Genomic DNA, 26,763 nt, shown 5'->3' with positions numbered 1-26,763 from the left:
CGCCGGCTGATGCCGGCGCGCTCTTTTGCATCCCCGTCGGCGTGCCCTGCTCCCCATGATCTAGGCTCAACAGAACCACGACGAGGAGATCATCATGCCGCTACGCCTGCTCATCTGCTGCTGTCTGCTCTGCGCCCTGCCCGTCCAGGCGCTGACCATCGCCATGGTGCTGTGGCGCGGCGAAACGGACGCCGAGCGCGGCTTTCGCGACGAGCTGAACCGGCTCGGTCATCACCCCACTTTCGTCACCTTCAACGCCAATCAGGACAGAACCGTGCTGGCTACCCTGCTGCGCCAGCAACTGCTGCCCTCCCTCGCCGACTACGACTACATCTACTGCTTCGGTACCACCGCCACGGCCATGGTCAAGAGCCTGGTGGGCAACCGCAAGCCGCTGATTTTCAGCATAGTGTCCGACCCCGTCGGGGCCGGATTCCTGTCCGACGACAAGACGGAAAACCAGATGGTGGCCGGCACCAGCAACATGGTGCCGATGGCGCTGCAGCTCGCCAACGCCCGCCGCTATCTGCCCGCCGGCAAGGGGATGCTGCTGCCGTTCAACCCGCGCGAGCAGAACACCCTGCTGACCGGCGAGCTGCTGCTGCGCGAAGCCCGTCGCTACCAGTGGGAGCTCACCACCTGGCGCATCGCGCCGGACAAGCGGCGGCTGGCCAGCGAGCTCAAGCGGCTGCAGCACGACGCCAAAGAGAGCATCGTGTTTCTCGCCGCCGACAGCTACCTGCTCTCCATCGCCCCCGAACTGCTGGCCGCCCTCAACGAGGCGGGCATCCCCACCATCTGCAGTGCCGAGCTCTATGTCGAGCACGGCTGCACCGTCGGCACCATCAGCAGCTATCGGGCCCTCGGCCAGATGGCGGCCAACATCATCCACCGCAACCTGCAGGGCACCCCGCTGCAGGATATCCCGCTGCAGACCGACCCGGCGCCGCGGCTGGTACTGGGCAAGCAGCTGGCCGAGATCGCCCCCTCCACCGCCGACCACTGAGCCCTTTCCCCCTTCTTCCCTCCTCCCGTCACCTTGCCGGCAGGGCGCCCTGTCGGCGCTGGCGAGCCAGCCGATACCCAGTTCCATCGCCAAAACATGTTTCTATTGCACAGCTAATGAAAATCAATATCATTAGCATCCTCCCGGATGGGAGAAAACAAAATAATTACAAATAAATCAATAAGTTCAGACCATCAGGTCGCTTCTTCAAGAGTCAACACGCAACATGCACACACCTCACCACCCGCGCACTCTGCTGAGTGTCGCCCTGCTGGCCCTGAGCGCCGGCGCACACGCCGAAGACGAGACCATGACAGTGGTCGGCAAACGCAGCCAACATGAAGAGGTCGCCACCGCGACCCGTACCAACACCCCGGCCAAGCTGGTGCCGCAGGCCATCGACAGCGTCAAGGCGAGCGAGCTGACCGCCTTCGGCCAGCCCACCCTGAGCGAGGCGCTGACCGGCATCCCCGGCGTCAACGCCAGCGGTGACACCCGCTTCGATGGCGTCAACATCCGCGGCTTCAGCGCCAGCAACGACTTCTATCTGGACGGCTTTCGCGACGACATGCAGTACACCCGCGACCTTGGCAACACCGAGCGGGTCGAAGTGCTCAAGGGGCCGGCAGCGGTGCTCTATGGCCGTGGCAGCACAGGTGGCATCGTCAACCGGGTCAGCAAGAAGCCGCAGAAGGGGCTGGAGTCCAGCGTCAGCGCCCAGGTCGGCAGCTTCGACAGCCGCCGGCTGGCCGCCGACCTCAACGGTGAAGCGGGTGAACAGGTGCAGGTGCGCCTCAACCTGGCTCAGGAAGACAAGGACAGCTTTCGCAACGGCGTGACCAGCAAGCGTACCCTGCTGGCCCCCTCCGTCAACTGGGAGATCAGCGACAAGCTGAACTGGCTGGTGCAGTACGAGCGCAACGAGCACGACCGCACCCCGGATCGCGGCATCCCCGGCGTCAACGGCCGGCCGGCCGACGTGCCGAAGGAGTATGTCTACAGCGATACCCGCCGCGACTTCATCGACGATGTGGCCCAGTCCACCCGTTCGCGCCTCACCTGGGACATCAACGATCAGTGGCAACTGCGCCAGCAGCTGGGCTACACCAGCCTCGACAGCCAGTTCGACAACACCTATGTCACCAGCGTGAAGGGGGATCAGGTGACCCGCTCCCGCTGGCAGCAGGATCTCAAGGCCAATAGCCTGATCAGCAACACCGAGGCCGAAGGCCAGCTGCAGACCGGCCCCGTCGAGCACCGTCTGCTGGTGGGCTTCGAGCAGAACTGGCAGGAGCGCACCCCCAAGCTCTACCAGAACGCCACCGCGATCCCGGCCGGCAACCTCTATGATCCAGGCTCCCTGCCCACCTACGACGGCGCCATGAAGCTCTCCAGCGACGCCAACCACAAGGTGCGTGGCTACGGCCTCTATGTGCAGGATCAGCTCAGCCTGGGCGACTGGCACCTGCTGGCGGGTCTGCGCCGCGACGACTTCACCGTCACCAGCCGCCGCAACGACCTCAACAAGGAGGAGACCGTCTCGGTCACCAGCCTGAGCCCGCGCCTGGGCCTGGTGTGGAACCCGATCGAGGAGCACGCCTTCTACGCCTCCTACAGCAAGACCTTCACCCCGGTGGGCGGCGAGCTGATCGGCATCACCCCGGGCGACAAGAACAACAACCTGGATCCCCAGCACACCCGGCTGTACGAGGGCGGCGTGAAGAGCGACTGGCTGGATGGCCGCCTGGCGACCACCCTCTCCCTCTACCGGCTGGAGATGTACAACAAGCGCAGCAAGGATCCACTGGATCCCACCAAGGTGATCCTCACCGGTCTGCAGCGCACCGAGGGGATCGAGCTGAGCGCCCGCGCCCAGCTGACCGACGAGCTCTACCTGCGCGGCGGCATCGCCATCCAGGATGCCGAGCAGGTCAAGGCTGACGCCGATCTGCAAGGCAAGCGGCCGATGAACGTCTCCCGCCAGAACGGCGAGCTGTTCGCCGGCTATCAGAGCGGCAAGCAGGGCTGGTTCGGCGAGACCGGGGTGACCGCGGTGGGCGATCGCTTCGCCGACAACGCCAACACCACCACCCTGCCCGGTTACGCCCGCTTCGACGCCCGTGCCGGCTACCGCTGGCAGCAGTGGGAAACCCAGCTGAGCGTGGAGAACCTGACCGATCACGACTACTTCGTCAGCGCCACCAGCGCCTCCCAGATCATGCCGGGCACACCCCGTCAGCTGCATCTGAGCGCCGCCTACCGCTTCTGATCCCCGCCTTTTCCCGATCCCTCTGGCCAGCTTCAGCTGGCCAGATTTTTATGAAGCACCGAGCGATGAAACGCAGAAAACTCCCCCTGCACAACAACAAGTGGGTGCGCCGCATCCACGCCTGGGCCGGCTTTGCCACCCTCACCCTGATGCTGCTCTACGGCCTCACCGGCCTCTGGCTGCAACACAGGGCCGTGCTGCCGCTGCCCGGCCCCCACACCGAAAAGTCCAGCGAAGAGATAGTGTTGAGCGCACCGCTGAGCAGCCCGGATGAGCTGAAAAGCCTGCTGCAGCAACGCTATCCAGCAGGATTCGAGGAGGGGCGCGTCCAGCTCACCCCGCCCCAGACTCTGCCCACCCCCGACAGCCCGCTCACCCTGCCGGCCCGCTGGGAGATGCGCGGCGTCACCCTCAGTCAGAGCGTGGCCGCCAGCTATGTGGCGGGCACATTGCTGGTGCGCACCGAACTGCAGCAGGCCAACTTCGCCTCCAGCCTCAACCGGCTGCACCGTGGCATGGGTACCGGCCTGCCGTGGCAGCTGGTGGGGGATCTGGCGGCGCTGGCCATGCTGCTGCTGGCCCTCACCAGCCTGCTGATGTGGAACAAGCTGCACGGCCCGGCCGCGCGCGGCATCGCCCTGCTGCTGCTGGGCGCCCTGGTCACCGTGCTGGTGGCCCTGCTCTAGCGCGTTTACCGACGGCAAAACGGGATCTGTCTCTCGGCGGCGGTAACCTTGCCCGCACCTCGGGTAACAAAGGGTAACCGGCCGCCGATGGGAGTCACAGTTGCCGGCCTGGCGGCTGGATGAGGATCGCCTGCGGCTGCTAGGGTGCGCCCTCAACCCAAGCGGCAAGAGGCAGCATGCGCATCTCCAGCATCGAATGCGGACGGGTGGTGGCCATCATGGCGGTGATGGCCATTCACCTCTCCCCCTTCAGCAACCCCTTCGATCCCACCCTGTGGGACGGCACTCTCTACTTCTGGCTCGGGGGCGTCATCAACCAGCTTTGCCGCTTCGCGGTGCCGCTGTTCTTCCTCTGCGCCGGCTACTTTCTGCAACCCGCTCTCGCCGCAGGCCACCCCCTGACGGTGGCGCTGCGCTACTGCCGTCCGCTGCTGGGGCTCTGGCTGGCGTGGAGCCTGCTCTACGTGCTGATCCCCTTCAACCCGCTCGCGGCGGTGAGCGAGGGCTACCTGCCGGCCATGGCAAGCCAGTGGCAGATGCAGCTGGGGGATCCGCTCAACGCCTGGTGGGTGGGCGGCATGATCCACCTCTGGTTCCTGCCCGCCCTGATGCTGGCGGTGCTGATCCTGGCGCTCTGCCAGCAGGCCCGCCTGCCCCGGCTGGCCCTGCTGCTGGGCGTTCTGCTCTACGGGCTGGCCCTGCTCGGCGGCTCCTATGGCCCGCCGCTGCTGGGGGACGAGTGGGCCCTGCTGACCCGCAACGGCCCCTTCTTCTCGCTGCTGTTCGTGGCCCTCGGCGCCGAGCTGCGCCTGCGCGCCTGGCAGCCGGATGCCAGGCGCTGCGCCCTGCTGATGGCGGCGGGGATGGGGCTCTACGCCCTGGAGGCCGCAGGGCTGCTGCACTTTGCCGCCGTGCCCCTCAATCGCCACGACTTCCTGCTGGGTTCGCTCCCCTGGGCGCTGGGGCTGTTCGGCCTGCTGCTGGCCAACCCGGGCTGGGGCCGGGGCAGCTGGCTCGAACGCCAGGCCCCCAAGGTGCTGGGCCTCTACTGCCTGCACATGATGCTGGTGGTGTGGCTGATGATCTTCGGCCCGCAGGGCAAGCAGGTGTGGTGGGAGCTGCTGAAGGTGCCGGCGCTGCTGGCGCTCTCCCTGCTCGGCTACCGGCTGCTGGCGCTGGGGACGGCCAGTCGCTGGCTGTTGCGGGCCCGCTGAGGGGAACAGGAGATGGGAGGGAAGCCGATCCCTCCCCACTCAAGGCTGAATGGGGGGTTCAATTTTTATTCATCGCAGATAGATAAACTCCGGGTCTCCTTAAACGCGACACCCAGGAGTCACGACCGTATGAAGTTGCTCACCAAGACGTTGTTCACCAAGCAATCCGGCCTTGTCCTCGTTCTGCTCGCCGCCAGCGGCTCCCTCAGCGCCGCCCAAATCGCCAACAACAACATCACCGAAGCCGAGATCAAGGCCGCGCAGGATGCCTGGGGCAAGGCCCTGATCCAGATCAGCGATGACTACCGCAGCGGCGGCATCGACAAGGCCAGAGCCACCGCCACCGCCGTGCTCGACGGCGCCTACGGCTACCACCATGGCCCCGTGCTGTTCAAGCCGACCCTGGCCGGCGGCGAACAGACTTTCCGCATCAATCAGGCAGGGGCGCTGGCCTACTTCGTCGGCAACAATCAGGCCTATCCCGCCGACACCGGCTTCGCCCTCAAGAACTGGCAGAGCTACAACTACGACAACGCCGCCGTCTACATCAACGGCGACATGGCCCTCACCATGGGCAAGGTGCACCTGACCGACCGAGACAACAAGCAGACCACGGTCGACAAAACCTGGGGCTTCAAGAAGGGGGACGACGGCAAGGTGCGCATCGTGCTGCACCACTCCTCCCTCCCCTACGCCGGCTAACGGCAACAGGCGACCTGCGGGTCGCCTGTTTTGTTATGGGGGTACCACTTTGGCCACTCGCCGGGTGACGACGGAGCCTGTGCTGTTACCATGCCTCCCTTGTGATGATTCCAGACGAGACACCCATGCAGATCCGCCCCTTCACCCCGGCCGACACCGAGGCCGTCCTCGCCATCTGGCTGGAGGCCTCCCTGCAGGCCCACCACTTCATCGAGCCCGCTTACTGGCACGCCAACCTGGCGCCGATGCGGGAGATCTATCTGCCCGCCGCCGACAGCCAGCTGCTTTGCCTGGGTGAGCAGGTGCTGGGCTTCTACTCCCTGCATGAGGGCACCCTGGCCGCCCTCTTCGTGGCCCCCGCGCGGCAGGGGCAAGGGCTGGGCAAGGCCCTGCTCGAGCACGCCAAACAGCGGTTGCCGACCCTGCGGCTGCAGGTCTATCAGCAGAACCGGACCGCGTGCGACTTCTATCGCGCGCAAGGATTTCAGGTGGCGGCAGGGGGTGTGGATCCCCACACCGGCTGCGCCGAGTGGGTGATGATCTGGCCGGCGCGGGATTAACCGGGCTCGCCGAGATGGGGCTCCTCGCGGGCCGCCCCCGCTTCGCTCTGCGCCAGCAGAGAGCCGTGGCTCAGCGCGAAGTCGTGCATCTGCTGAAGCAGGGGGAGCAGGGCGATGCCAAGCGGGCTCAGGCTGTACTCCACCCGGGGCGGCACGTCGGGGTAGAGGGTGCGGATGATGACGCCGTCGCTCTCCAGCTCCTTGAGCTGGGCGGTGAGCACCTTCTGGCTCACCTCGGGCAGGCTGCGGCGCAGATCGCCAAAGCGCAGGATCTGCGCGCGCAGATGAAACAGGATGGCCGGTTTCCATTTGCCGGCCAGCAGGCGCAGCACCCGGTAGGCGGGACAGGGCAGTGGGGACAAGGGATGGCTCGCGAGTGGTTACTTTGCGGTAACTATGCCACGAAAATGTGCCTTCTTGCAGCCAAGATGCCGGCTTCCTATGATGCGGGCCTAGTCATTCAACGCCCACGAGAGGTTCACCATGCCCAGCCTGCTGCAGATCCATTTCAACTTCCCCGCCGAGATGATGGGGCCGGCCCTCACCGCCGCGGCCATGCCGCTGGCCGAGTCCATCACCAAGGAGCCGGGCTTCATCTCCAAGATCTGGACCGAAAACCCGCGCACCGGCGAGGCGGGCGGCATCTATCTGTTCGAAGATGAGACGAGCGCCCTCGCCTACGCCACCATGCACGAGCAGCGGGTGCTCGCCATGGGCGCCAGCGCGGTGCAGTTCAAGCTGTTCGACGTCAACGAGCCGCTCAGCCGCCTCACCCGTGGTCTGGTGTGACCCCCTCAAGCGACAAGCGGTAGCAGCTAGCCTGCTGCCAGACAAAGCCCAGCCGCCGAAACAGCCGCTGGCTGGGCAGATTGTCCGGTTCGATATCCGCCAGCAGCGTGGCGATGCCGAGCTGGCGGGCATAGACGATCAGGGCCGTCAGCGCCTCTGCCATCCATCCCTCTCCCCAGTGGCTGCGAGCCAGCATGCAGCCCACCTCTGCCTGGCGCAGACCGGCCTCCCCCGCAAAGCTGTGCAGGCCGCAGGTGCCGATCAGGCGGCCGCTGTCGCGCGCCACCAGCCCCCACTCCAGCGACTCGCCGGCAGCCAGCAACCGCGCGACGCTCGCCAGCATCTGCGCCACAGTGGCGAGGGAGGGAAACGGCGGCTCGCCGACGAAACGCATGACCAGGGGATCCCCGTAGATGGCGAACAGATCGGCACTGTCCCTGGCATCAAACGCCCGCAGCAACAGCCGCGGAGTCGACAGCGAGGGCAGTGTACGAGGCAGGGGTGGCAAGGCGCCGCGGTGCACCAGACTCAAAACCGCAGGGTCAGGCCGATATTGGCCTGCCACTGGGTCACCAGCTCGCCGCGCACCTTGAACACGCACTGGTCCGGGTTGCAGAGAAACTGGCTGTTGTCGTTGACCAGCGAGCCATAACCGCGCACCTCGGCCCGCAGTGCCAGATGCTCGGTCAGGCGCGGCTGCACCCCGAGCGCCAGCGACATGGAGGGGGCCACCTCGCTGTCGTAGGCGGCAAAGCGGGTCGCCCCGATACCGGCGCCGATGTAGGGGGCCATCAGGTTGTCCGACAGGGTGAGCGCCCCGGCGAAGTGGAGGGTATCCACCGTCAACCGATCCGGCTGATCGGGGGAGAGGCGGGTGGACTGGTGGCTGTAGAGCAGCTCTATCATGCCGGGGTCATCCACCTCCTTGCTGATGAACAGGCCCCAGCTGCCGGAGCGCTCCCCCTGCAAGGATTCCAGCCGGGTGGAAACAGGCGTCGGTTTGGGGTCGTCATTGGCCTCGAAGTCGATGGCCGAGCTGTAGCCGAAGAACGGCGTCACCTGCCAGCCGAGGGCGGCCTCCCCCTCGGCGCTCCAGGCCTGCCCCAGCGGCAACAACAGCCCCATCATCATGATCCCTGCTCGTTTCATCACGGCTCCTCCGTGCGCTGCATCAGTGCCCGTCAAGCATATCAGAGCCCACTGGCCCCCATCCTAAACCCGGCCTGTATCAAGCGATTTTCAGCGGGGAGATCACACTCCGTCGCCACCACCGGCAGCCTGCCGGCAAACGGCACATCCGCGCCTGCGGTTATTCATCCCGGATTAACCTGTGCCACGTATGCTGACGCGCAATCGGCTCATGGTGAGCCGGTTCAACTCACCAGAAGGACATCAGGGAATGGTTGCCGCGCAACTCAACGACCCCCAGAACAAGCTCTCCGATACCCTGCGGGCCACCGCCCACGCCATCGAGGAGAGCCATATCAGCCTGCGCCAGATGCTGGCCCTGGTCGGCGAACAGGGCATGCTGCTGTTTTGCGTGCTGCTCACCGTGCCCTTCCTGCTGCCGGTCTCCATCCCCGGTGTCAGCACCCCGTTTGGCCTGTTGATCCTGTTCATCGGCATCGGCATCACCCTCAACCGGGTGCCCTGGCTGCCCGCCATCCTGATGGAGCGCCGCTTCGCCGCCGAGCAGCTCAAGCCGACCCTGCACAAGGGGGCGGATCTGCTGGCCCGCATCGATCGCTTCATCCGACCGCGCCTGCTGCTGTTGACCGGCAGCAGTACCATCAACCGCTGCAACGGCCTGCTGATCATGCTGGCGGCCCTGCTGCTGATGCTGCCGCTCGGGGCCATCCCCTTCACCAACGCCATGCCGGCCTGGGCCATCCTGCTGCTGGCCATCGGCATGCTGCAGCGCGACGGTCTGTTCGTCGCCAGCGGCTACCTGCTGGTGAGCGCCACCCTGATCTGGTTCAGCGCCCTGGCCATCGGCCTGCTGATGGCCGGCCAGAGCGTCTCCACCCTTCTTGGCTAACGGCAACACCAAGAAAAAGGGCGACCCATGGGTCGCCCTTTTTGACTTGTGCGGGATCCGCCGTCACAGCAGATCGTAGATAAGGGCCGAGATGGCCAGCAGCCCGATCACCAGCACGAAGAGGGTACTCGCCCCGCGATAACGCTTGAGGACGGGCAGACGATAGATGGAACAGGCCGGCAGCAGGAACAGGATCACCGCGATGAGCGGCCCGCTCACCTTCTCGATGATCTCCAGCACGTTCGGGTTGAGGTAGGTGATGACCCCGGTCACCACGAACAGAATGACCGACGAGACCCGCGCTATGGTCGCTTCACGCAGCGACAGCCCCAGCCCCTGACAGGCGCCATTCACCATGCTCACCGTCCCCTCGCTCACCCCCATGGAGGTGCCGAGGAAGGATTTGGACATGGCCAGAATGGCGATGAGCGGCCCCACGTAGGCGATCAGCGGATTGGAGAACTTGTTCGCCAGCGCCGACAGCACCGAAATATTGTCGATGCGGGCCTGCGCCATCTCGGCCTGACTCAGGCTCATCACGCAGCTCACCACGAAGAACAGCACGCTGCCGCAAATCAGCAGGCTGCTGCACTTGATGATCCGCTTGGCGCGCTGGTCGGCGCTCGCCTGACAGCGCTTCTTCTGCGCCGCACTGAAGGAGGAGATGATGGGGGCATGGCTGAACGAGAACACCATCACCGGCACGATCAGCCAGAGGGATTTCCAGAACGCCGGGTCACGCCAGTCCACCCCCTGACTCTCGCTGAAGTAGGAGAGGCTCCACTGGGGCAGCAGATAGATGGAGAGGCCGATGAGGAAGGCAACCATCGGCAGTGCCAGCACGCTGATGGCCGACACCACGATCTGCTTGCCCGCCAGCAGCACCAGGTGCAGCCCCAGCATAACCCCCAGCACCAGCAGGCCGCGCGGGATCTCGGCATTGCCCAGCTGGTGCACCACAAAGCTCTGGATCGCGTTGGTGATGGAGATGCTGTAGACCAGAATGATGGGGTAGAAGGCCATCAGGTAGACCAGCATCAGCAGCTTGCCCGCCCGCGCACCGAAGTGCTCCTCCACCACGTGGGTAATATCCCCCTCCCGATGGGAGCTGGATAATACAAAACGACTCAATGCCCGATGGGAATAATAAGAAAGCGGAAATGCCATCAATAATATAAACAGCAAAATAACCGGCGAATTACTGCCAACGGTAATTGGGAGAAACAGTGTACCGGCACCGACCGCAGTGGCATATAAGCCCATGGTCCATACCGAATCACTTTTCTCCCATTTCAACTTTGATGCGGGATTACTCTTTTCAGCAATAGCAACACTCATTGCGATATACACCTTATTAATCTGTCATCTTTTATTTTATTGGCCCGTGTAATTAGGCTGGTGATATGCAGCGGCATATCGACCGGATCGTAGAAAAAACAAGCCCGCCTGCGATCAACATGATCACCAAGAGGAAACGGGGATGCCACGCTACCATCGTTGAAATCGCCATAAAGGTCAAGGTTAATAATTCATGACTGTTTGAATCGGATTGTTTCAAAAGAAAATAAGATGTGTCATTTCGGCCTCAAGATAATCAATTCAGCTCCGTCTGGTAACATAACGACAAAACCTCGGTGAGTTGTTCAACAACTTGAATAAGGCCAGAGAGTGGCCCGTTAATATTAACAGCATCAGTCCATAAATATCAGTTAATTATGCAATGAACTATACCCACTGCGCCTGATATATCGGCGCCGGGCTGGTTGCCATATATAAGCGGGTCGCCGGCCCCGGTTTTACCCCTGAGCGCCGGTTGCCACCGGGCAGTGAGCGACCCGGTTGCGCCCGGCCCGCTTGGCCCGATAGAGCCACTCGTCGGCGCGGGCCAGCGCCTGATTGATCTCCTCCCCCGGCCGCACCAGGGTGGTGCCCAGACTGACGGTAAAGGCCGCCGGATCCGCCGGCAGCGCCGCCACGGCCGCCCGGATCCGCTCCGCCAGCGCCAGCAGATCCGGCTCGCTCATGCCGGGCAGCAGGATCAGGAACTCCTCGCCGCCGCTGCGCACGAACATATCGTCCGCCCGCAGCTGGGCAGCCACGCAAGCGCAGAAGCGCTGCAACGCCCGGTCGCCCTGCTGGTGGCCGAAACGATCATTGATCTGCTTGAAGTGGTCGATGTCCAGCATCACCAGTGCGCAGGGCGCCTCCCCTGCCCGCCGCTGCCGGCAGTGCTCGAAGAAATAGCGGCGGTTGTAGAGGCCGGTCAGCTGGTCGGTTTCGCTCTGCAGCTTGAGCCGCTGCTGCAGCTCGTACTGGCGGGTGATGTTGCGGGTCACCCAGGCCACCGCCCGCTTGCCGTCGTAGCGGGAGGGCAGCGGCGCAATCTTGCCCTCGAAGTGCTGCATCCCCTGCGGCCCGACCGAGGCGTCGATCCCCTCCACTTCCACCGCCGCCAGTTCATACTCCACCACCTGCACCTGGCCCGAATCCAGCGCCAGGGTCACCTGCTCCATCACCCAGCGGGTCATGGCGGCGGGCAGCACATCGGCCAGCCGCTTGCCCGCCAGCGGGTTGCCATCCTGGTAGGATTGCTGCTCCACCCCGCCGATGTATTCGATGTAGTAGCCATCTTCGCTCAGGATGAAGACGGGATCGGGCAGCTGGGCCATCACTTCATATAGTTGCTTGACCGAAAGAGCCATGCGGTTTCCTTGGATCCGGGGGACGAGAGGCGCACACCGGGCTGGCGCCTGCCCCAATTATCGTGCCGGGAATGGCGCCGAGCCAGCGAGGGATCCCGCCATTCATGGATGCGCATCAAGCAATGCGGGAAAATAGCGCTTGCCCCGCCCCTCTTCGCTCAAAAGAGCAGCGGCGCTCGGATATTCACCCTGCCTCACAGACCGTCGCTGCGCCCGTTGTCTGCGACGCTCGCATCCATTAGGCTGACCTTCCTGAGTCTGCCACTGACGGCCGACTCGCCGACCATCAGCCACCGGCCAGACAGGCGCCGGCCCCCGGAAAAGGATCGTCCAGATGAAGAGAGCCATAGTGAAAGCCCGCTTCGATGCCATCAGCATCGAGGGAGAACAGCTGACCGTGAAGATTGCCATCCGCGCCCCCGAGCCGGATCCCAAGTCCGCCGGCGGTGACTGGCGCTGCAAGGTGAAGCTGGATGGCCTTGGCAACAAAACCTTCATCTATGGCGTCGATGCCCTGCAGGCCCTCAGCCTCGCCCTCAAGTTCGTGGAGAGCGAGCTGCGCGCCTTCACCGATGCGGGCTGGCATTTCTACCTGCCCGGCTGCCCCGATCACCCGGTCGACATGGCCGCCTGCTACTTCCCGCAGTTGTGATGCCGGGTTGCCCGCCCGGCAGGCTGATCGCCATTGAGGTCGGGCAACCACTTGACCACATTGAGTCTGAACGGTTATGGATAGAGGCCCTTTACCCGGCTCTGGAGAGACCATGCACCTGACCCCACCCCAACCCCCCGCCGAGCAGGATGTCGACGCGCTGCGCATCGGCCTGTCGGGCTACAACATCGGCCAGGCCGGCACCCACCTGCGCGAGCACATCGCCAGTTTTATCAAGGATGAAGCGGGCAAGGTGCACGGTGGCATCACCGCCGACCTCAAGTGGGGTTGGCTGCACGTGGACTGGCTCTGGATTGACGAACGCATCCGCCAGGATGGCTGGGGTGGCCGCCTGCTCGCCACCATGGAGCAGTACGCCCGCAGCAAGGGCATCAGCAACTTTCATCTGGAAACCACCAGCTTCCAGGCGCTGCCCTTCTACCAGAAGCAGGGTTACCAGGTCTTTGGCGAGCTGCCGGACATGCCGCCCGGGCATACCACCTATTTTCTGAGGAAGATGGAGTCCTGACCCCTGCCAGCGGGACTGGAATGAGAAGAGGGTTGAGTGCACAGGCACTCAACCCTCTTCTTGAACGGTCGCGTCTAATCAATGGCTGGCGGAGCGACTGCCGCTCCAGAGCAGCTCACCGCTGCGCAGCTCCATCAGGGTCATCGACAGACGATAGCGGCTTCCCTCGGCCACCAGATCTCCGTACAGCATGTAGCCGGCGCCGGTCTGGCGACCGAGCCGCACCAGAGAGGCCGGGTTCATCCTGCCCTGCTGATATTCCAGCTGGCCGGTGATGGCGGCCACCTGACCCGGGTCGACAAAGCGAAAACCGCTCTTGCTCTGGATGCGCTTGCTCATGGCCGCTGCCATGGCGCGGGTATCCACCGGCTCGCCGGTGCCGTTCTGGGGCGGGGTGAGCAGCAGCACCGGCTGACCGGTTTGCGCCAGCTCCCGCACCTCGGGAGCCTGCACAAAGGCATCGGCCATGGCCAGTGCCAGCCCGGTCGGCGCCACCGGTTTGGGTAGCGGCGCTCCGGCATCCGGCTTGGTTACCGGCTTGTCCGGCTGGCTCACTGGCTGGTCCGGTTCACTGACAGGAGCCTGAGTGCCACCGTAGGGATTGACCGCACAACCGCCCAGCAGCAGGGCACCCACCATCAACAAGGAACGCAGCTTCATCTTTTCTCTCCGCCAAAAGTCCGTAAACGGGCATCAACCACCGCCCGCATGGCGGAGCCCCTGCCCCGCATCCTCCTTATGCTAGAGACAAACCCCTACGGGGTCGATGCGCCCACCGCCACCGGGCGACAGAGACTGGCGAAGCGGAGGGCACAAAAGGGTGGCCAGGCTCCACCCGATTCCGTTAGGGTAGGTTTGCTCAAGGTTCAACAGGATCGTGTTGCCCCCCATCTCCCAAGGTGGCCGGCTGCTTTTCTCAGGACAACCCCCGGTTTGGGCAGCGACCAAACCGCCCCTCGGGAGGGCGCCGTTACTCTCTGACAACGCAGGACAGCCAATGACATTCCAGCCCCTTGCCAACACCACACTCGTTATTCGCCCCTTCGAACCGGGCGATGCCGACGAGTTTGTCTGCGCAGCCCACGAATCCATCGAAACGGTCGGCAGCTGGATGAGCTGGTGCACTCCCTCCTTCAACCGGGAGCAGGCGCTGGCCTGGTTTGCCACCTGCGATCAGGATCGTGCGGCGGGACGCGCCTTTGACATGGGCCTCTTCTGCGCCACCACCGGCCAGCTCTTGGGTGGCGCCGGTATTAACCAGCTGGCCCCCCATCATCGCTACGGCAATATCGGTTATTGGGTACGCCAATCCCGCCAAGGCTGCGGCATCGCCCGGCAGGCGGTCGCCCTGCTCCGTGCCTTTGGCTTTCAGCAGTTGGGACTATTTCGGCTGGAGATCGTGATGGGGGTTGGCAACACCGCCAGCGAAGCCGTTGCCATCGCCGCCGGGGCCACCTTTGAGTGTTTGGCAAGAAATCGCATATTCCTACATGACCAGCCCCTTGATGCACATATCTACTCCCTTGGTCCCACAGAATGAATCCTGTAGCAGGGCATATCCTGCAAGCTTATCTGACGTGACAAGGTGATGGCCACGGCAACCTCCCTCTCAGCAACCTCTTAAGCCAAGTAATCCACTACGACGAGGCCAAAAGAATGTGGACCCTAGAGTCTCGCTAAAATTTCGCCCTTTACGTGCCTGTCCAAATGGGGGATGTCTCAGAATCTTCGGAGGCTGATATTTCTGATGCTATAGGTGACAGCTTTAGCTTCTTAAGAATCATCTCAATTACGGGTTCGAAAGCTGCAACAAGGCCTTTTTCAAATAATTCATCATCGGTCATATTATCAATGTATTGACTTACATCGCGCTTGCCTTGATGCGTGAAAGCATAATCAACGATAAACCTCTGGTAATCAGTTAAATCAGCCTTATATGTGATTGGGCTCACACCAGTATTAAATAATTCCTTGCGCTTATTATCGGTAAATTTTTGCTCTTCATCAGTAACTTCCTCAATCCAAGATTGTTCTAATGCATGCTGCCAAATACACTCTGGATATAGGTGTTCCAACTCCACCCTCCAAATATAACCCTTAAGTTTCAATTTCTTAGGTGCATCATGAGGGGGGTATGTTGCAGCGCTCACGGTCGATTGCTGACCCTTAAAAAATTCCGTGAACTGATTTTTTGCTTCTTTACCCGCAGGGTCATCATCCAGCAAGAGCAAACCTAGAACTTTTGTTTTTTCATGTTTCTGAAGCAAATAAAATGCTTTTGCTCTATCACTAGCAGCATTTGCGCTATTGTGAGCGTTATCTGGAACATCAATGAAAATTTCATCAGCCTTGTTCAAGAATTGCAAAATTCTATTGATTACAACGCTATCACTCATACCTTCTAGAAATACTCTTGGCTTGGAAGACGCTGCTAATTGAGACGACAAAACACCTAATGTTTTCTTATATTCACTCTCTCGCTCTTGCCATACCTTTCGATGCTCTTCAATCAATGGTGTTACAAGGTTTAAAAAACCTGTATTACCGTGAAGATCCTGCTCACTACATGATTGTAGCTTAGTATCATGCCCCTTTTTGTCAACGTAATAGCTAATGCTCTTTAGACCAGATGGCAATGAAGCGTTGAACGAAAGTGAATATATGGCAGGAGAGTGTGTTGTTATAAACATCTGTGTGTGTTTTTTAGCAGCCTCAATTAGCTGATTATTCAGCTCGAAGCATGTAGAGAACTCAACATTGTTTTCTGGTTCTTCAAACCCCCAGATCTGAGGCCGAATAGTTATTTTCGCACCGATACTTTGCTGTTTTAGAGCAATGAACGAGAGCATCATGGGGATATGTCTAATTTTTATCCCATCCCCCCTACGGCTTAGGGGTATATTGTCGGCTTTAAACTCTAGAGCACCAAATATATTTCTTAAATTCTGAGGAAGTTTAATCTCGTTATTACTACTCGCGAAGACCGTATCAATCTCCCCCATCAATTCACTGATATGCTCATTGATTTCTTGCTCAAAACTATTTGCTGAAGCGTGCAGGCCTTGCTCTGATGAAATAGCCAATACATCGTATAGCTTACCTTGCAAATCTCGAAAGAAATTAGCGTCCTTGATAGCAGGAATGTAAATGTAGTTTATGCTTTTCAATAGACTAGGTATTTTACTTCGCTTAGGGAAATTCCTCTTATTTACTACTGCACCACCTTTAACTTCACAATGTTGTTGAACTTCATCGTGGAAGCCATCAGCACGCCATATTTTACTCCAATATACTGTGTCTGGCTGATCTGGCTTACGATAACTTCGAGGAAGTTTTAGAACCAACTCTACTTTAATTTCCTTTGCCTTTCGTTGCTGAACAATAGCATTGATATTAAAATCTGACTGAAAATTATAGTCAGTATCGGCATCCGTTTTACCATTAAAAAATAAGTTTAATGCTCTGAGTAGGTTTGATTTACCTGCATCATTCTTACCCACAAAAGTTGTAATTTCTTCCGTTGAAATAGTCTCTTTGCGTATAGAACGAAAGTTAGTAATAGTAATTTGCCTAATCATGACATATACCAATAGCTGCCTATTTGTGGGTATTGTATGGAATATTTATGATAAGTCTAGATATTGTGACAGCCGCACAACTGGCGGGGAAAAGACCTTTGGTGACTTTGGGTCTTTCCAAAGTCACTCGCCAAAGCCCGAAGGGCGGGCGAAACCCCTTCGAGGCCAACGGCCTCGCGTCCTGCACGGTGAAGCCGTGCCATCGACTATCCCCTCGGACGATTACGCCTACCGGCTAATCGACCCTACGATTGCACGGTGCAGCCGTGCCTGCTTGCCACAGGCACGGAGTCTGGCTGGACGCCGGGATACCACAGGCAAAGGGGCGTGGCCGCCCCTATCGGCCCAAAAACGGCTCCCAATCTTTAAACACCGGCTGCAACCCCGCCTGCCGTACGGCGGCGGCCACTTCCCCCACCGGCCTGTCGTCGTGGATGGCGAACTGCTCCAGCTCCTCTGCATCCCCCTCGGCATAGCCACCCGGCTGGGTGCGCGACTCGGCCGACATCTGGGTGATGCCAAGGCGCACCGCGCCGTTTCGAAGCAACAACCTCACGACTTGCACAACACCATCGAATTGGCTGAAATGCAGAAGATTCTGAAAAATAGTTACAGTAGGATTTCCGTTATTACACATTTGAGGTTCCCATGTCCGACAAGACTAAAGACATCAGAGAAGCGCTCGCAGAGGCACTGATACATGCCGAAGAAAAAGGTGACCTTGTCATTACAACAAGTGTAATCGACGGCATTACCGTCCCCATGGCTGAAGCAATCAAGACTGTATATGCGGGAATGTTTACAACTCATGAATTGTCCGCGCTGAGCAACTTGGCATTCCATGCAACGCAAGATGCCAATTTTTACGATTGGGAAATGCCAACACTTATCGGTTTATCCCGAGAAGAGATGCAGTCATTGGGAGAAAAGCTGCGTGACCTCACCTAGCGGCAACACAGCGTAAAATTGTTTGCGTTCCCACTCTCACCCCAACACAGAATGGACGATTACGCCTGACGGCTAATCGCCCCTACGATTGCCCGGCAAAGCCGAGCCTGCTCGCCACAGGCTCGGAGTCTGGCTGAACGCCGGGATGCCACCGGCAAAGGGGCGTAGCCGCCCCTATCGACCCAGGAAGGGCTCCCAATCCTTGAACACCGGCTGCAACCCGGCCTGCCGCACGGCGGCGGCCACTTCCCCCACCGGGCGGTCGTCGTGGATGGCAAACTGCTCCAGCTCCTCTGCATCCCCCTCGGCATAGCCACCCGGCTGGGTGCGCGACTCGGCCGACATCTGGGTGATGCCAAGGCGCACCGCGCCGTTGCGAAACGTAGCCGACTCGCGGGTGGAGAGCGACAAATCCAGCGTCGGCGAGAAGAGGCGCCAGGCGCAGATCAGCTGGGCCAGCTGGCGATCCGACATGACCACGGCAGGCTCCAGCCCGCCGGTGCAGGGGCGCAGACGCGGGAAGGAGAGGGAGTAGCGGCTCTGCCAGTGGTGGCGCTCAAGCCAGGCGAGATGCTCGGCGACAAAGTAGCTGTCAGCGCGCCAGTCCGAGGAGAGACCGATCAGCGCCCCCAGCCCGATCTTGTCGATACCGGCACGACCCAGCCGATCCGGCGTCGCGAGGCGCCATGCGATCTCCCGCTTGTTGCCGCGCAGGTGATGGCGGGCGTAGGTGGGGGCGTGGTAGGTCTCCTGATAGACCATGACCGAATCGAGGCCGAGGCTTTTCAGTTCGGCATATTCATCCTGCGAGAGGGGCTGCACCTCCATCCCTACCGTGCTGAAGTGGCGACGGATGATGGGCATCACCTCGCGAAAATAGGCGAGCCCCACCTTGTGCTCGTGCTCGCCGGTCACCAGCAGCACGCTGTCGAAACCGCGCGCCTTGATGGCCAGACACTCGCGCTCTATCTCCTCTGCATTCAAGGTCTTGCGCTTGAGGCGGTTGCTCATGGAGAAGCCGCAGTAGGTGCAGTCGTTGGCGCAGAGGTTCGACAGATAGAGCGGCACATAGAAGCCGATGGTGTTGCCAAAGCGCTGGCGAGTCAGCCGCTCGGCCTCGGCCGCCATCTGCGGCAGGTACGCTTCGGCGGCTGGGGAGATCAGCGCCATAAAATCGGCCAAGGTACGGCGGGGGGCGCTCAGGGCGCGGGCCACATCGGCGGCAGTTTTGGCGCGGATCTGCATGCCGATATCGTCCCACTCCAGCTCCTGCCAGCGATTGGCAAAATCCAACCCCCTCCCGGCCTCCCCCTTGGGAGGGGGAGGAGTGCAGGGCTCGCCCCCTTCAAGCACCGAATCTGCCTCTGCCCTCACCCCCAGCCCCTCTCCCAGAGGGAGAGGGGGGCTAAACACATCAGCCTCGGGAGAAACCGAGAAAGAGGACATGGCGATTGGCTCTTGCCCCGAGCCAGCATCATGACTCATAACGCCCCCAGAAAGTCGGTGAGCGGGCTGGAGGCTTGCGCCTGCTGGGCGCGAGCGCCAAGGCCTGCCTCATAGGCGCTGCGACCGGCGGTGCAGGCCAGTGCAAAGGCGCGGCCCATGGCAATCGGGTCGCCGCTCACCGCGATGGCGGTGTTGACCAGCACGGCATCGGCGCCCAGTTCAAAGGCAGCGGCGGCGTGGCTCGGCGCACCGATCCCCGCATCCACCACCACCGGCACATTGGCCTGCTCGACGATGATGGAGAGAAACTCCCGGGTCACCAGCCCCTGATTCGAACCGATGGGGGCGCCAAGCGGCATCACGGCGGCGCAGCCCACCTCTTCCAGCCGCTTGCAGAGCACGGGGTCGGCGCCGCAGTAGGGCAACACCACAAAGCCCTCTTTCACCAGCTGCTCGGCGGCTTTCAGCGTCTCGATGGGGTCGGGCAGCAGATAGCGCGGGTCGGGGTGGATCTCCAGCTTCAGCCAGTTCGTCCCCAGCGCCTCGCGGGCGAGATGGGCAGCAAATACCGCCTCGGCGGCGGTCTTGGCGCCGGAGGTGTTGGGCAGCAGCTTGACCCCGAGTTGCAGCAAGGGGCTCAGGATATCGTCGTGGGCCTTGCCCGGTTCGAGCCGCTTGATGGCCATGGTGACGAGCTGGGAGCCACTCGCCTCGATGGCGGCGGCCATCAGAGCCGGGCGGGCAAACTTGCCGGTGCCGGTAAAGAGGCGCGATGAGAAGGTGTGATCGGCAATCTTGAGCATGTCAGCCTCCGGCAATAGCGGTAAAGAGGTGAAGTTCATCCCCGTCGTTGAGACGGGTCTCGGCCCAGCGGCTGCGGGGCAGCACGGCGCCGTTAAGGGCCACCGCTACGCCCTGTGGATTAACGTCTTGCGCCGCCAGCAGGTCGGCGACACTCTGCCCCGCCGCCAGCGGCTGGGCTTTATCGTTGAGTTGAATGGTCAAGGTCATGGGGTGATTTCCTTGTGCGGCCCGCAAACCGGGCAGTCGGGATCGGGGGCCAGAGTGAGGGTCTGCCACTGATGGGCCAGCGCGTCGAAACGGCGCAATGTGCCGGCGACCGGGCTTTGCATCCCGAACAGCAGTTTCAATGCCTCCAGCGCCTGCAAAGAGCCCATCACCCCGACCAACGGGCCGGTAACGCCGCTGGTCTCGCAGCTCTCCTTGATCTCGGTATCCAGCGGATAGAGGCAGGCGTAGCAGGCGTGCTCACTGCTGGTGCGCACCATCAACTGCCCCTGCCAGCCCACTGCGGCGGCACAGACCCAGGGCTTGCCCTGAGCCACGCAGGCGGCGTTGATGGCCTGGCGGGTGGCGAGGTTGTCGCAGCAGTCGATCACCAGATCTACCTCGGCCACAAACTCCGGCAGGCTGGCGGCATCGAGCCGCTGGTTGATGGCAATCAGCTCCACCAGCGGGTTGTGGGCCGCCAACCGCTCGCGGGCCAGCTCCGCCTTGGAGTGGTTGACCGCCTCGCTATCGAACAGGATCTGGCGCGGCAGATTGCTGGAATCGACCGTATCGCCATCGGCTAGCCACAAGGTGCCCACCCCGGCCCCGGCGAGATAGAGGGCGAGCGGCGAGCCAAGCCCGCCCAAGCCCACGATCAGCACAGACTTATCTTTCAGCCGCGCCTGCCCTTCCTCCCCCACTTCCGCCAGCATCAGCTGGCGGCCGTATCTCAGGTATTCAGCATCAGCCAACATGAGTGCCTCCCCATCCGGCCAGCGAGGTAAGCTGGCGGGCTGAATCGCGCAAATACTCAGCATCAGAGAGCATGGGCCGCCTCCTGCATGTCGGTCATGAGCAGCGCCGAGCGTGGCTCATCCCCCGCCCCCACGGCAGCGAGCAGCCGCTCTGTCGCCCCCTGCCAGTCGTCGCTCGCCGTGATGGCCGAGACCAGGGCGATGCTGCCGACCCCACTCTCTTTTACCGCCGCGACCCGCTCCTCGCTGATGCCGCCGATGGCGACCGTCGGCCAGTCGCACATCAGGGCGCGGTAGCGGTGCAGCCGCTTCAGCCCCTGGGGGCGCGAAGGCATGGCCTTGGTGTTGGTCGGGAAGATATGGCCGAGTGCGATATAGGAGGGGGCCAGCTCGCGGGCCCGCATCAGCTCGAAGTAGCCGTGGGTGGAGATGCCAAGGCGCAGCCCGGCGGCCTGAATGGCGGCGAGATCGGCGGTCTCCATGTCCTCCTGCCCCAAGTGCACGCCCCAGGCGCCCGCCTCGATGGCCTGCTGCCAGTAGTCGTTGATAAAGAGCCGCGCCCCATGGCGGCGACCGAGCGCGACCGCATCACGAATGGCCGGTGCCACCTGGGCGGCGGGCAGGTCCTTGATGCGCAGCTGGATCGTCTTGACCCCGGCCCCCAGCAGGCGTTTGAGCCACTTGACCGAATCCACCACCGGATAGAGGCCGAGGTTGTGTTCGGTCGGCGCGAAGGGGCCCTGCGGCAGGCGGGCACTGCTTGTCTCATACAGGCCGAAGCGGCGATCCAGGGCTGACCCCGCCAGCACGGCGCGGGGGAAGTGGGCAAGATCGGCTGGCCAGCCGAGATGGGCGATGGGGCCGGGGCCCGCCCCCACCCCCTGCGCCGCTGCCAAGCCTTGTTGCAGGTAGGCGCGCGCCAGGGTGATGGCGTCCTCCACCGGATAATCCTGCGCCACTACCGCCGCGATGGCGCTAGCGTAGCAGCAGCCGGTGCCGTGGCCGTGGCGGGTATCGAGGCGCGGCGCGGTGAGCCAGAATTCGCGGGTCTCGTCCTGGTAGTAGTCCAGACACAGATCCCCGCTCCACGCAAGGTGGCCCCCCTTGACCAGCACGGCGCGGGCGCCGAGTTCGCGCAGCCGCCGCGCGGCGAGGCGCACCAGCTCAGGGCTGGTGGCGGGCAGGCCGGTCAGGGCTTCCAGCTCGGGGCCGTTGGGGGTAATCAAGGAGAGGCGCGGCAACAGCTGTTCGCGCACTGCCTCCAGCATATTGGGCTCCGCCATGGGGGTGCCGGTGCTGGCGATGGCCACCGGGTCGTAGACCACGAAGGGGGCATCGACGGTCGGCAACCTGCGGGCCAGCACCTCCACGTGCAGCCGGGTCGGCAGCAAACCTACCTTGATGGCAGCCGGCGGCAGATCCAGCCCCAGGGCATCGATCTGGGCGGTGAAGGTCTGCATCAGCACGGGGTCGACCATCTTCACCGCCACCGAATTCTGGGCCGTGATGGCGGAGATGACCGAGCAACCGTGCACGCCGAGGTCGTGCAATGTGTGCAAGTCGGCCTGAATGCCGGCGCCGCCGCCGGAGTCGGAGCCGGCGATGGTCCAGACCACAGGGCGAGAGTCCGTCACGGGCGACAGATCGGCGGGGCTGACAGCCCCGCTTGCGCTGCTCACGCCTCCTCCCCTGCGGCCTGTTTCAGTGCCGCCGCCTGATGGTAGATCTCGCCGCCGGTCTCCTTGAAGGTTTCGGCCATGCGGGCCATGCCGCTCTCCACCTCGGCCACGACCCGCTCCTGCTGGCCGTCCATGCCCACCATCTTGATCTCCACCGCTTCCAGCTTGGCGGCGTAGTCGCGCACGTCCTGGGTGATCTTCATGGAGCAGAACTTGGGCCCGCACATGGAGCAGAAGTGGGCCACCTTGCCGGACTCCTGGGGCAGGGTCTCGTCGTGATAGGCGCGGGCGGTGTCGGGATCCAGGGCCAGGTTGAACTGATCCTCCCAGCGGAACTCGAAGCGCGCCTTGGACATGGCGTTGTCGCGGATCTGGGCGCCCGGGTGGCCCTTGGCCAGATCCGCGGCGTGGGCGGCGATCTTGTAGGTGATCAGCCCCTGCTTCACGTCCTCCTTGTTGGGCAGGCCCAGGTGCTCCTTGGGGGTCACGTAGCAGAGCATGGCGCAGCCGTACCAGCCGATCATGGCGGCGCCGATGCCGGAGGTGAAGTGATCGTAACCCGGCGCGATGTCGGTGGTGAGCGGGCCCAAGGTATAGAAAGGCGCCTCGTGGCAGTGCTCCAGCTGCTCGGTCATGTTGCGCTCGATCATGTGCATCGGCACGTGGCCCGGCCCCTCGATCATCACCTGCACGTCGTACTCCCACGCAATTTTGGTGAGCTCGCCCAGGGTGTGCAGCTCGGCGAACTGGGCCTCGTCGTTGGCGTCATAGACGGAGCCCGGACGCAGACCATCGCCCAGCGACAGGGCCACGTCATAGGCGGCGCAGATCTCGCAGATCTCGCGAAAGTGCTGGTAGAGGAAGTTCTCCTTGTGATGGGAGAGGCACCACTTGGCCATGATGCTGCCGCCGCGGGAGACGATGCCGGTGAGGCGCTTGGCGGTCATGGGCACGAAGCGCAGCAGGACGCCGGCGTGGATGGTGAAGTAGTCCACCCCCTGCTCGGCCTGCTCCAGCAGGGTGTCGCGGAACAGCTCCCAGGTGAGGTCTTCGGCGATGCCGTTGGTCTTCTCCAGCGCCTGGTAGATGGGCACGGTACCGATGGGCACCGGGCTGTTGCGCAGGATCCACTCGCGGGTCTCGTGGATGTAGCGGCCGGTGGAGAGATCCATGACTGTGTCGGCGCCCCAGCGGGTGGACCACACCAGCTTCTCCACCTCCTCTTCGATGCTGGAGGTAACCGCCGAGTTGCCGATGTTGGCGTTGATCTTCACCAGGAAGTTGCGGCCGATGATCATGGGCTCGGCTTCCGGGTGGTTGATGTTGCTGGGGATGATGGCGCGGCCGGCGGCCACCTCATCGCGCACGAACTCGGGGGTGATGTTCTGGGGCAGTCTGGCGCCAAAGCCCTGGCCCGGGTGCTGGGTGCGCAAGAGCTCGGAGCGAACCCGCTCGCGGCCCATGTTCTCGCGCAGGGCGATAAATTCCATCTCGGGGGTGACGATACCGGTGCGGGCGTAGTGGAGCTGGGTGACCCGGCGGCCCGGCTTGGCGCGGCGAGCGCTCGGCAGATGCTCGAAGCGCAGGTGATCCAGCCCCTCGTCGGCCAGGCGCTCCTGAGTGAAAGTGGAGCTTAGCCCTTCCAGCGCCTCGGTGTCAGCGCGCTCCAGCACCCAGTCTTCCCGCAGGCGCGGCAGGCCGCGGCGCACGTCGATGGCGACCCCCTCCTCCCCGTAACGGCCCGAGGTGTCGTAGACCGGCACCGGCTCGTTGGGCTCGAACTGGGGAGCCTCTTTGGTGCCGCCGACGAAAGTGTCGGCCAGCTGGATTTCCCGCAGGGGGACCCGGATATCGGCGCGGGAGCCTTCGATAAAGATGCGGCGGGAGTTGGGGTGAGCCATCCCCTTGAGGTTGTCGATAAAGGTCTGGGCGCTGGAGCGCTGCTCGCGGCGGCTGGATTTGGCGGTATCAGATACATTGGTAGACATAGCAAAACTCACATTAACTGGTTGAAGTTATGGGTATTTGCTTGTCTGGAGTTCGAGGAGAAGATGAACTTGCGGCGGGGTGTGCTGGAGGGAGTGAGTCGGGCATGGATCTTCCCTGCTCTGCCGTCTCGTGTTTCCCTTGCTCTGGAAACCCGGCGCCCTATGGACAACCGGACGGGACAGCCTCCCCCTCTGTGCGCCTGAGCCATCGCGGGCGGTGCCCTTGATGGCTATGGCTGGGGCTCTGCTCCTGCTGAGCGAGGGTTTGCCCCGGCGCGGTAACCCGCAAGTTACCCTTGTTTCCCTTCGCAGGTCTTAACCTGATCAGGTTCCACGGATCCCGAATTAACGGTCTCAGCTTAGCGTCGTTCGACGGTCAGCACTCCGACAAGATGGCGCCAGTATAAGTGGGGAAATGGAAAGTACAAGCCTTTAACAAGCCTGACCAGTACAAACAACAACCGGGCCAGAGGCCCGGTTCTATTACCACAACACGCAGTCGTTATTGATTGGCAGCTGGCGTCACACTCAGGCTGACGTTGCTGAAGCCAAGCCCGGAGAGCTCTTGCGCATCGAGCGGAATCTCCAGCCTCAGACCCTGCCCAGCGCCATCCACGCTGCGGGTACGACGCACCTTGCTGTCTGCCGCGAGCGGCACCGGAGCACCGATCTCGATGTTGCCGGCAAACTGGCTCTCGGCACTGAAATCGCCGGTGATCCCCGCCCGCACCGGGCGTAGCACTCTGGCCAGGTTGTTCTGCATGGTAGACAGGCCGTTCTGCTGGATGGTCCAGTTCCAGTCCCACCACTTCACTTCACCCGGGATGTAACGCTTGTCCCACTGGTAACGAATGCTGCTCGCCTTGTCCTTGTACGGCCCGATGACGAAGGTGTGGTTCCAGTTCGGGCGGTTGTCCGGATGGGTATACCAGGCATTGCCGCCCCAGCGCAGGAAGCCACTCAGCGTCAGGTCATAGCTGACATCGGCCTTGAATTCATAGGGATAGGAGATGTCAGCCTTGTAGAGCTCGATCTTCACCGGGATCTTGGAGCGGGCCGGCACAGTTGGCCGCACGGATTGCGACAGGGAGGTGGTGGTAGAGCCCCCGTTCTGGGATGCCCAGGACTGGTTGGCCGCAATCTCGATGGAGAGTTCGGTTTCTCCTACCAGTGGCCACTTGAACTTGTTCTTGGTGGTCACCTTCTCGCTCAGGCCATAGGTATTGGTCTTGGACCAGTTGGTGGCAGTATCGTAACGTAGGGTGACATCATAACCGGATTGCGGGGTGTCGCTGTCGTTGATCGCCCAGCCCACCACCGTCTTGACCAGCTGGCGATCAGACTGGGTCACGTCACCATGTTTGAAACTGTCAGGGTCCAGGTTGTATGCAAAGTTGCTGACCTTGATGGCCGTCTTCTCGCCACAACGATACCCCTCGCAACCGCCGTCATTGTTGCCACGGATCACCCAGCCATCGCCATCACGGGTCACGTCCATGTCTTCACCGACATATTGGCTGTGATTGCCACCCACCCAGGCATAACCGAGATAATGCGCCAGATAGCTGGTTGGCTTGATGAAATTCGCACTGTCGTGTACCAGTCGCCACTGCACATCGACTTCGTCACCATCTGGAATATCCAGGGCAGACAGCGTTGGTATTTCACCGGTAACAGGATTGGTCGGATAACACCAGGTATTGGACGCTGTCCCTGGTTTTATTTCACCGTTATAACCCGGCCCCATTATTACCCAGCCATTGGCCAGGCCGCTTATTTGCCACTGCCCCATCATATTGACAATATTGCTTTTAACGCTCTGGGCTTCTTCTCTAGTAATAGGACGATACTTGTCGCCACAGACCTCCTGGCCCAGTGAGAACAGGCGCAGCTGGTCTGGATAGACGGGCTCTGCCGCGTGAGCCTGTGCCATCAGCAGGCCGGATATGATCAATGACAAGCCAGTTATTTTTAGTTTTTGCATAGCAACCCCAATATATTGAACATTGACATACATTCACCAGCGCTTATATATCAGCAGGTGACATGTGAGTACGACAATATCAGTCACATTGGCTTCAATATGCGATCCAGACCACATTTCAATGCATGTATAATATTAATAAAATAATAAGTTGAGGGCTTTCAATATTAACGAAAATAATATCAGAGCGTTTACTTCATTATTTCATTCATCACTTAATCATTTTT

Annotated in this window: 26 protein-coding genes, 1 pseudogene and 1 riboswitch; of the genes and pseudogenes, 12 read left to right on the top strand and 15 right to left on the bottom strand. The window is 61.8% G+C overall.

Annotated elements, in window-relative coordinates:
* Positions 1–94 precede the first annotated feature (94 nt).
* The 6 genes from AHA_RS02320 (at position 95) to AHA_RS02295 (ending at position 6,437) form a co-directional block, all read left to right on the top strand.
* Positions 95–1,006, top strand: coding sequence for an ABC transporter substrate-binding protein (locus AHA_RS02320; protein ID WP_011704435.1), 912 nt, complete (start codon positions 95–97; stop codon positions 1,004–1,006).
* Positions 1,007–1,232: 226 nt separating this feature from the next.
* On the top strand, positions 1,233–3,275 hold the full coding sequence (locus tag AHA_RS02315; RefSeq protein WP_011704434.1) for a TonB-dependent receptor: 2,043 nt from the start codon (positions 1,233–1,235) through the stop codon (positions 3,273–3,275).
* 65 nt (positions 3,276–3,340) lie between these two features.
* Positions 3,341–3,961: a PepSY-associated TM helix domain-containing protein gene (locus AHA_RS02310; RefSeq protein ID WP_164927524.1), complete on the top strand. Its 621-nt coding sequence runs from the start codon at positions 3,341–3,343 to the stop codon at positions 3,959–3,961.
* 176 nt (positions 3,962–4,137) lie between these two features.
* Complete coding sequence (locus AHA_RS02305; RefSeq protein WP_011704432.1) at positions 4,138–5,175, top strand: acyltransferase; 1,038 nt, start codon at positions 4,138–4,140, stop codon at positions 5,173–5,175.
* A 129-nt stretch (positions 5,176–5,304) separates the two neighbouring features.
* The gene (locus tag AHA_RS02300) at positions 5,305–5,877 is read left to right on the top strand and encodes a hypothetical protein (RefSeq protein WP_164927523.1); all 573 of its coding nucleotides are present in this window, start codon (positions 5,305–5,307) and stop codon (positions 5,875–5,877) included.
* Positions 5,878–6,002: 125 nt separating this feature from the next.
* Positions 6,003–6,437 carry an N-acetyltransferase gene (locus AHA_RS02295; protein WP_011704430.1) on the top strand — a complete coding sequence of 145 codons (435 nt, stop codon included), beginning with the start codon at positions 6,003–6,005 and terminating at the stop codon, positions 6,435–6,437.
* On the opposite strand, the gene AHA_RS02290 is transcribed toward AHA_RS02295, so the two are convergent.
* The gene (locus AHA_RS02290) at positions 6,434–6,799 is read right to left on the bottom strand and encodes a winged helix-turn-helix transcriptional regulator (protein ID WP_011704429.1); all 366 of its coding nucleotides are present in this window, start codon (positions 6,797–6,799) and stop codon (positions 6,434–6,436) included. The two genes, AHA_RS02295 and AHA_RS02290, sit on opposite strands and share 4 nt — an antisense overlap.
* A gap of 121 nt (positions 6,800–6,920) precedes the next feature.
* Here AHA_RS02290 and AHA_RS02285 point away from each other — a divergent pair, with 121 nt between their 5' ends.
* Positions 6,921–7,226 (top strand): monooxygenase, encoded by a 306-nt coding sequence (locus AHA_RS02285; RefSeq protein WP_011704428.1) that lies wholly within the window; start codon positions 6,921–6,923, stop codon positions 7,224–7,226.
* Here AHA_RS02285 and AHA_RS02280 read toward each other — a convergent pair.
* On the bottom strand, positions 7,207–7,749 hold the full coding sequence (locus tag AHA_RS02280; protein ID WP_164927782.1) for a GNAT family N-acetyltransferase: 543 nt from the start codon (positions 7,747–7,749) through the stop codon (positions 7,207–7,209). The two genes, AHA_RS02285 and AHA_RS02280, sit on opposite strands and share 20 nt — an antisense overlap.
* A gap of 5 nt (positions 7,750–7,754) precedes the next feature.
* Positions 7,755–8,375 carry an outer membrane beta-barrel protein gene (locus tag AHA_RS02275; protein WP_011704426.1) on the bottom strand — a complete coding sequence of 207 codons (621 nt, stop codon included), beginning with the start codon at positions 8,373–8,375 and terminating at the stop codon, positions 7,755–7,757.
* Positions 8,376–8,625: 250 nt separating this feature from the next.
* On the opposite strand from AHA_RS02275, the gene AHA_RS02270 reads away from it, so the two are divergent.
* The gene (locus AHA_RS02270) at positions 8,626–9,264 is read left to right on the top strand and encodes an exopolysaccharide biosynthesis protein (protein ID WP_164927522.1); all 639 of its coding nucleotides are present in this window, start codon (positions 8,626–8,628) and stop codon (positions 9,262–9,264) included.
* Between the two features lie 63 nt (positions 9,265–9,327).
* Here the strand turns inward: AHA_RS02270 and AHA_RS02265 are convergent, their stop codons facing one another.
* Together AHA_RS02265 and AHA_RS02260 are read right to left on the bottom strand one after the other, a co-directional pair.
* Positions 9,328–10,602 carry an amino acid permease gene (locus AHA_RS02265; protein WP_011704424.1) on the bottom strand — a complete coding sequence of 425 codons (1,275 nt, stop codon included), beginning with the start codon at positions 10,600–10,602 and terminating at the stop codon, positions 9,328–9,330.
* A 458-nt stretch (positions 10,603–11,060) separates the two neighbouring features.
* On the bottom strand, positions 11,061–11,966 hold the full coding sequence (locus AHA_RS02260; RefSeq protein WP_011704423.1) for a GGDEF domain-containing protein: 906 nt from the start codon (positions 11,964–11,966) through the stop codon (positions 11,061–11,063).
* 334 nt (positions 11,967–12,300) lie between these two features.
* Between AHA_RS02260 and AHA_RS02255 the strand changes: the two genes are divergently transcribed.
* Both AHA_RS02255 and AHA_RS02250 read left to right on the top strand, forming a co-directional pair.
* Positions 12,301–12,618, top strand: a complete 318-nt coding sequence (locus tag AHA_RS02255) for a DUF6968 family protein (protein WP_011704422.1) — start codon at positions 12,301–12,303, stop codon at positions 12,616–12,618.
* 112 nt (positions 12,619–12,730) lie between these two features.
* A complete protein-coding gene (locus AHA_RS02250) occupies positions 12,731–13,147 on the top strand; it encodes a GNAT family N-acetyltransferase (protein ID WP_011704421.1) in 417 nt (138 codons plus the stop codon).
* A 78-nt stretch (positions 13,148–13,225) separates the two neighbouring features.
* Here the strand turns inward: AHA_RS02250 and AHA_RS02245 are convergent, their stop codons facing one another.
* Complete coding sequence (locus AHA_RS02245) at positions 13,226–13,807, bottom strand: hypothetical protein (RefSeq protein WP_010635332.1); 582 nt, start codon at positions 13,805–13,807, stop codon at positions 13,226–13,228.
* Positions 13,808–14,144: 337 nt separating this feature from the next.
* On the opposite strand from AHA_RS02245, the gene AHA_RS02240 reads away from it, so the two are divergent.
* Positions 14,145–14,687 (top strand): GNAT family N-acetyltransferase, encoded by a 543-nt coding sequence (locus AHA_RS02240; protein ID WP_164927521.1) that lies wholly within the window; start codon positions 14,145–14,147, stop codon positions 14,685–14,687.
* Between the two features lie 151 nt (positions 14,688–14,838).
* Here AHA_RS02240 and AHA_RS02235 read toward each other — a convergent pair whose 3' ends face one another.
* Both AHA_RS02235 and thiH (AHA_RS02230) read right to left on the bottom strand, forming a co-directional pair.
* Positions 14,839–16,725, bottom strand: a complete 1,887-nt coding sequence (locus AHA_RS02235; protein ID WP_164927520.1) for an ATP-dependent nuclease — start codon at positions 16,723–16,725, stop codon at positions 14,839–14,841.
* 337 nt (positions 16,726–17,062) lie between these two features.
* Positions 17,063–17,266: pseudogene (thiH, locus tag AHA_RS02230) on the bottom strand (2-iminoacetate synthase ThiH); the annotation flags it as partial.
* 107 nt (positions 17,267–17,373) lie between these two features.
* On the opposite strand from thiH (AHA_RS02230), the gene AHA_RS02225 reads away from it, so the two are divergent.
* Positions 17,374–17,673, top strand: a complete 300-nt coding sequence (locus tag AHA_RS02225; RefSeq protein WP_026457977.1) for a hypothetical protein — start codon at positions 17,374–17,376, stop codon at positions 17,671–17,673.
* Positions 17,674–17,847: 174 nt separating this feature from the next.
* Here the strand turns inward: AHA_RS02225 and thiH (AHA_RS02220) are convergent, their stop codons facing one another.
* From thiH (AHA_RS02220) to aerA, 7 genes are all read right to left on the bottom strand, one after another.
* Entirely contained in the window at positions 17,848–19,119 is a 1,272-nt protein-coding gene (gene thiH, locus AHA_RS02220) for a 2-iminoacetate synthase ThiH (protein WP_011704418.1), read from the bottom strand.
* Between the two features lie 35 nt (positions 19,120–19,154).
* Positions 19,155–19,922 carry a thiazole synthase gene (locus tag AHA_RS02215; RefSeq protein WP_011704417.1) on the bottom strand — a complete coding sequence of 256 codons (768 nt, stop codon included), beginning with the start codon at positions 19,920–19,922 and terminating at the stop codon, positions 19,155–19,157.
* Between the two features lies 1 nt (position 19,923).
* Positions 19,924–20,130, bottom strand: a complete 207-nt coding sequence (gene thiS / locus AHA_RS02210; protein WP_164927519.1) for a sulfur carrier protein ThiS — start codon at positions 20,128–20,130, stop codon at positions 19,924–19,926.
* On the bottom strand, positions 20,127–20,885 hold the full coding sequence (locus tag AHA_RS02205; RefSeq protein ID WP_011704415.1) for a HesA/MoeB/ThiF family protein: 759 nt from the start codon (positions 20,883–20,885) through the stop codon (positions 20,127–20,129). The genes thiS and AHA_RS02205 overlap by 4 nt, the downstream gene beginning before the upstream one ends.
* Before the next feature lie 62 nt (positions 20,886–20,947).
* A complete protein-coding gene (thiE, locus tag AHA_RS02200) occupies positions 20,948–22,564 on the bottom strand; it encodes a thiamine phosphate synthase (RefSeq protein WP_011704414.1) in 1,617 nt (538 codons plus the stop codon).
* Positions 22,561–24,552 (bottom strand): phosphomethylpyrimidine synthase ThiC, encoded by a 1,992-nt coding sequence (thiC, locus tag AHA_RS02195; protein WP_011704413.1) that lies wholly within the window; start codon positions 24,550–24,552, stop codon positions 22,561–22,563. Before thiC ends, thiE begins: the two co-directional genes overlap by 4 nt.
* Before the next feature lie 283 nt (positions 24,553–24,835).
* Positions 24,836–24,949: riboswitch (TPP riboswitch) on the bottom strand.
* Between the two features lie 105 nt (positions 24,950–25,054).
* A complete protein-coding gene (gene aerA / locus AHA_RS02190) occupies positions 25,055–26,536 on the bottom strand; it encodes a beta-barrel pore-forming toxin aerolysin (RefSeq protein WP_011704412.1) in 1,482 nt (493 codons plus the stop codon).
* Positions 26,537–26,763: the final 227 nt, after the last annotated feature.

Origin of the sequence: Aeromonas hydrophila subsp. hydrophila ATCC 7966, from assembly GCF_000014805.1 — a bacterium.
Taxonomy (GTDB): Bacteria; Pseudomonadota; Gammaproteobacteria; order Enterobacterales; family Aeromonadaceae; genus Aeromonas; species Aeromonas hydrophila.
This window is presented reverse-complemented; position numbering and strand designations above follow the sequence as displayed.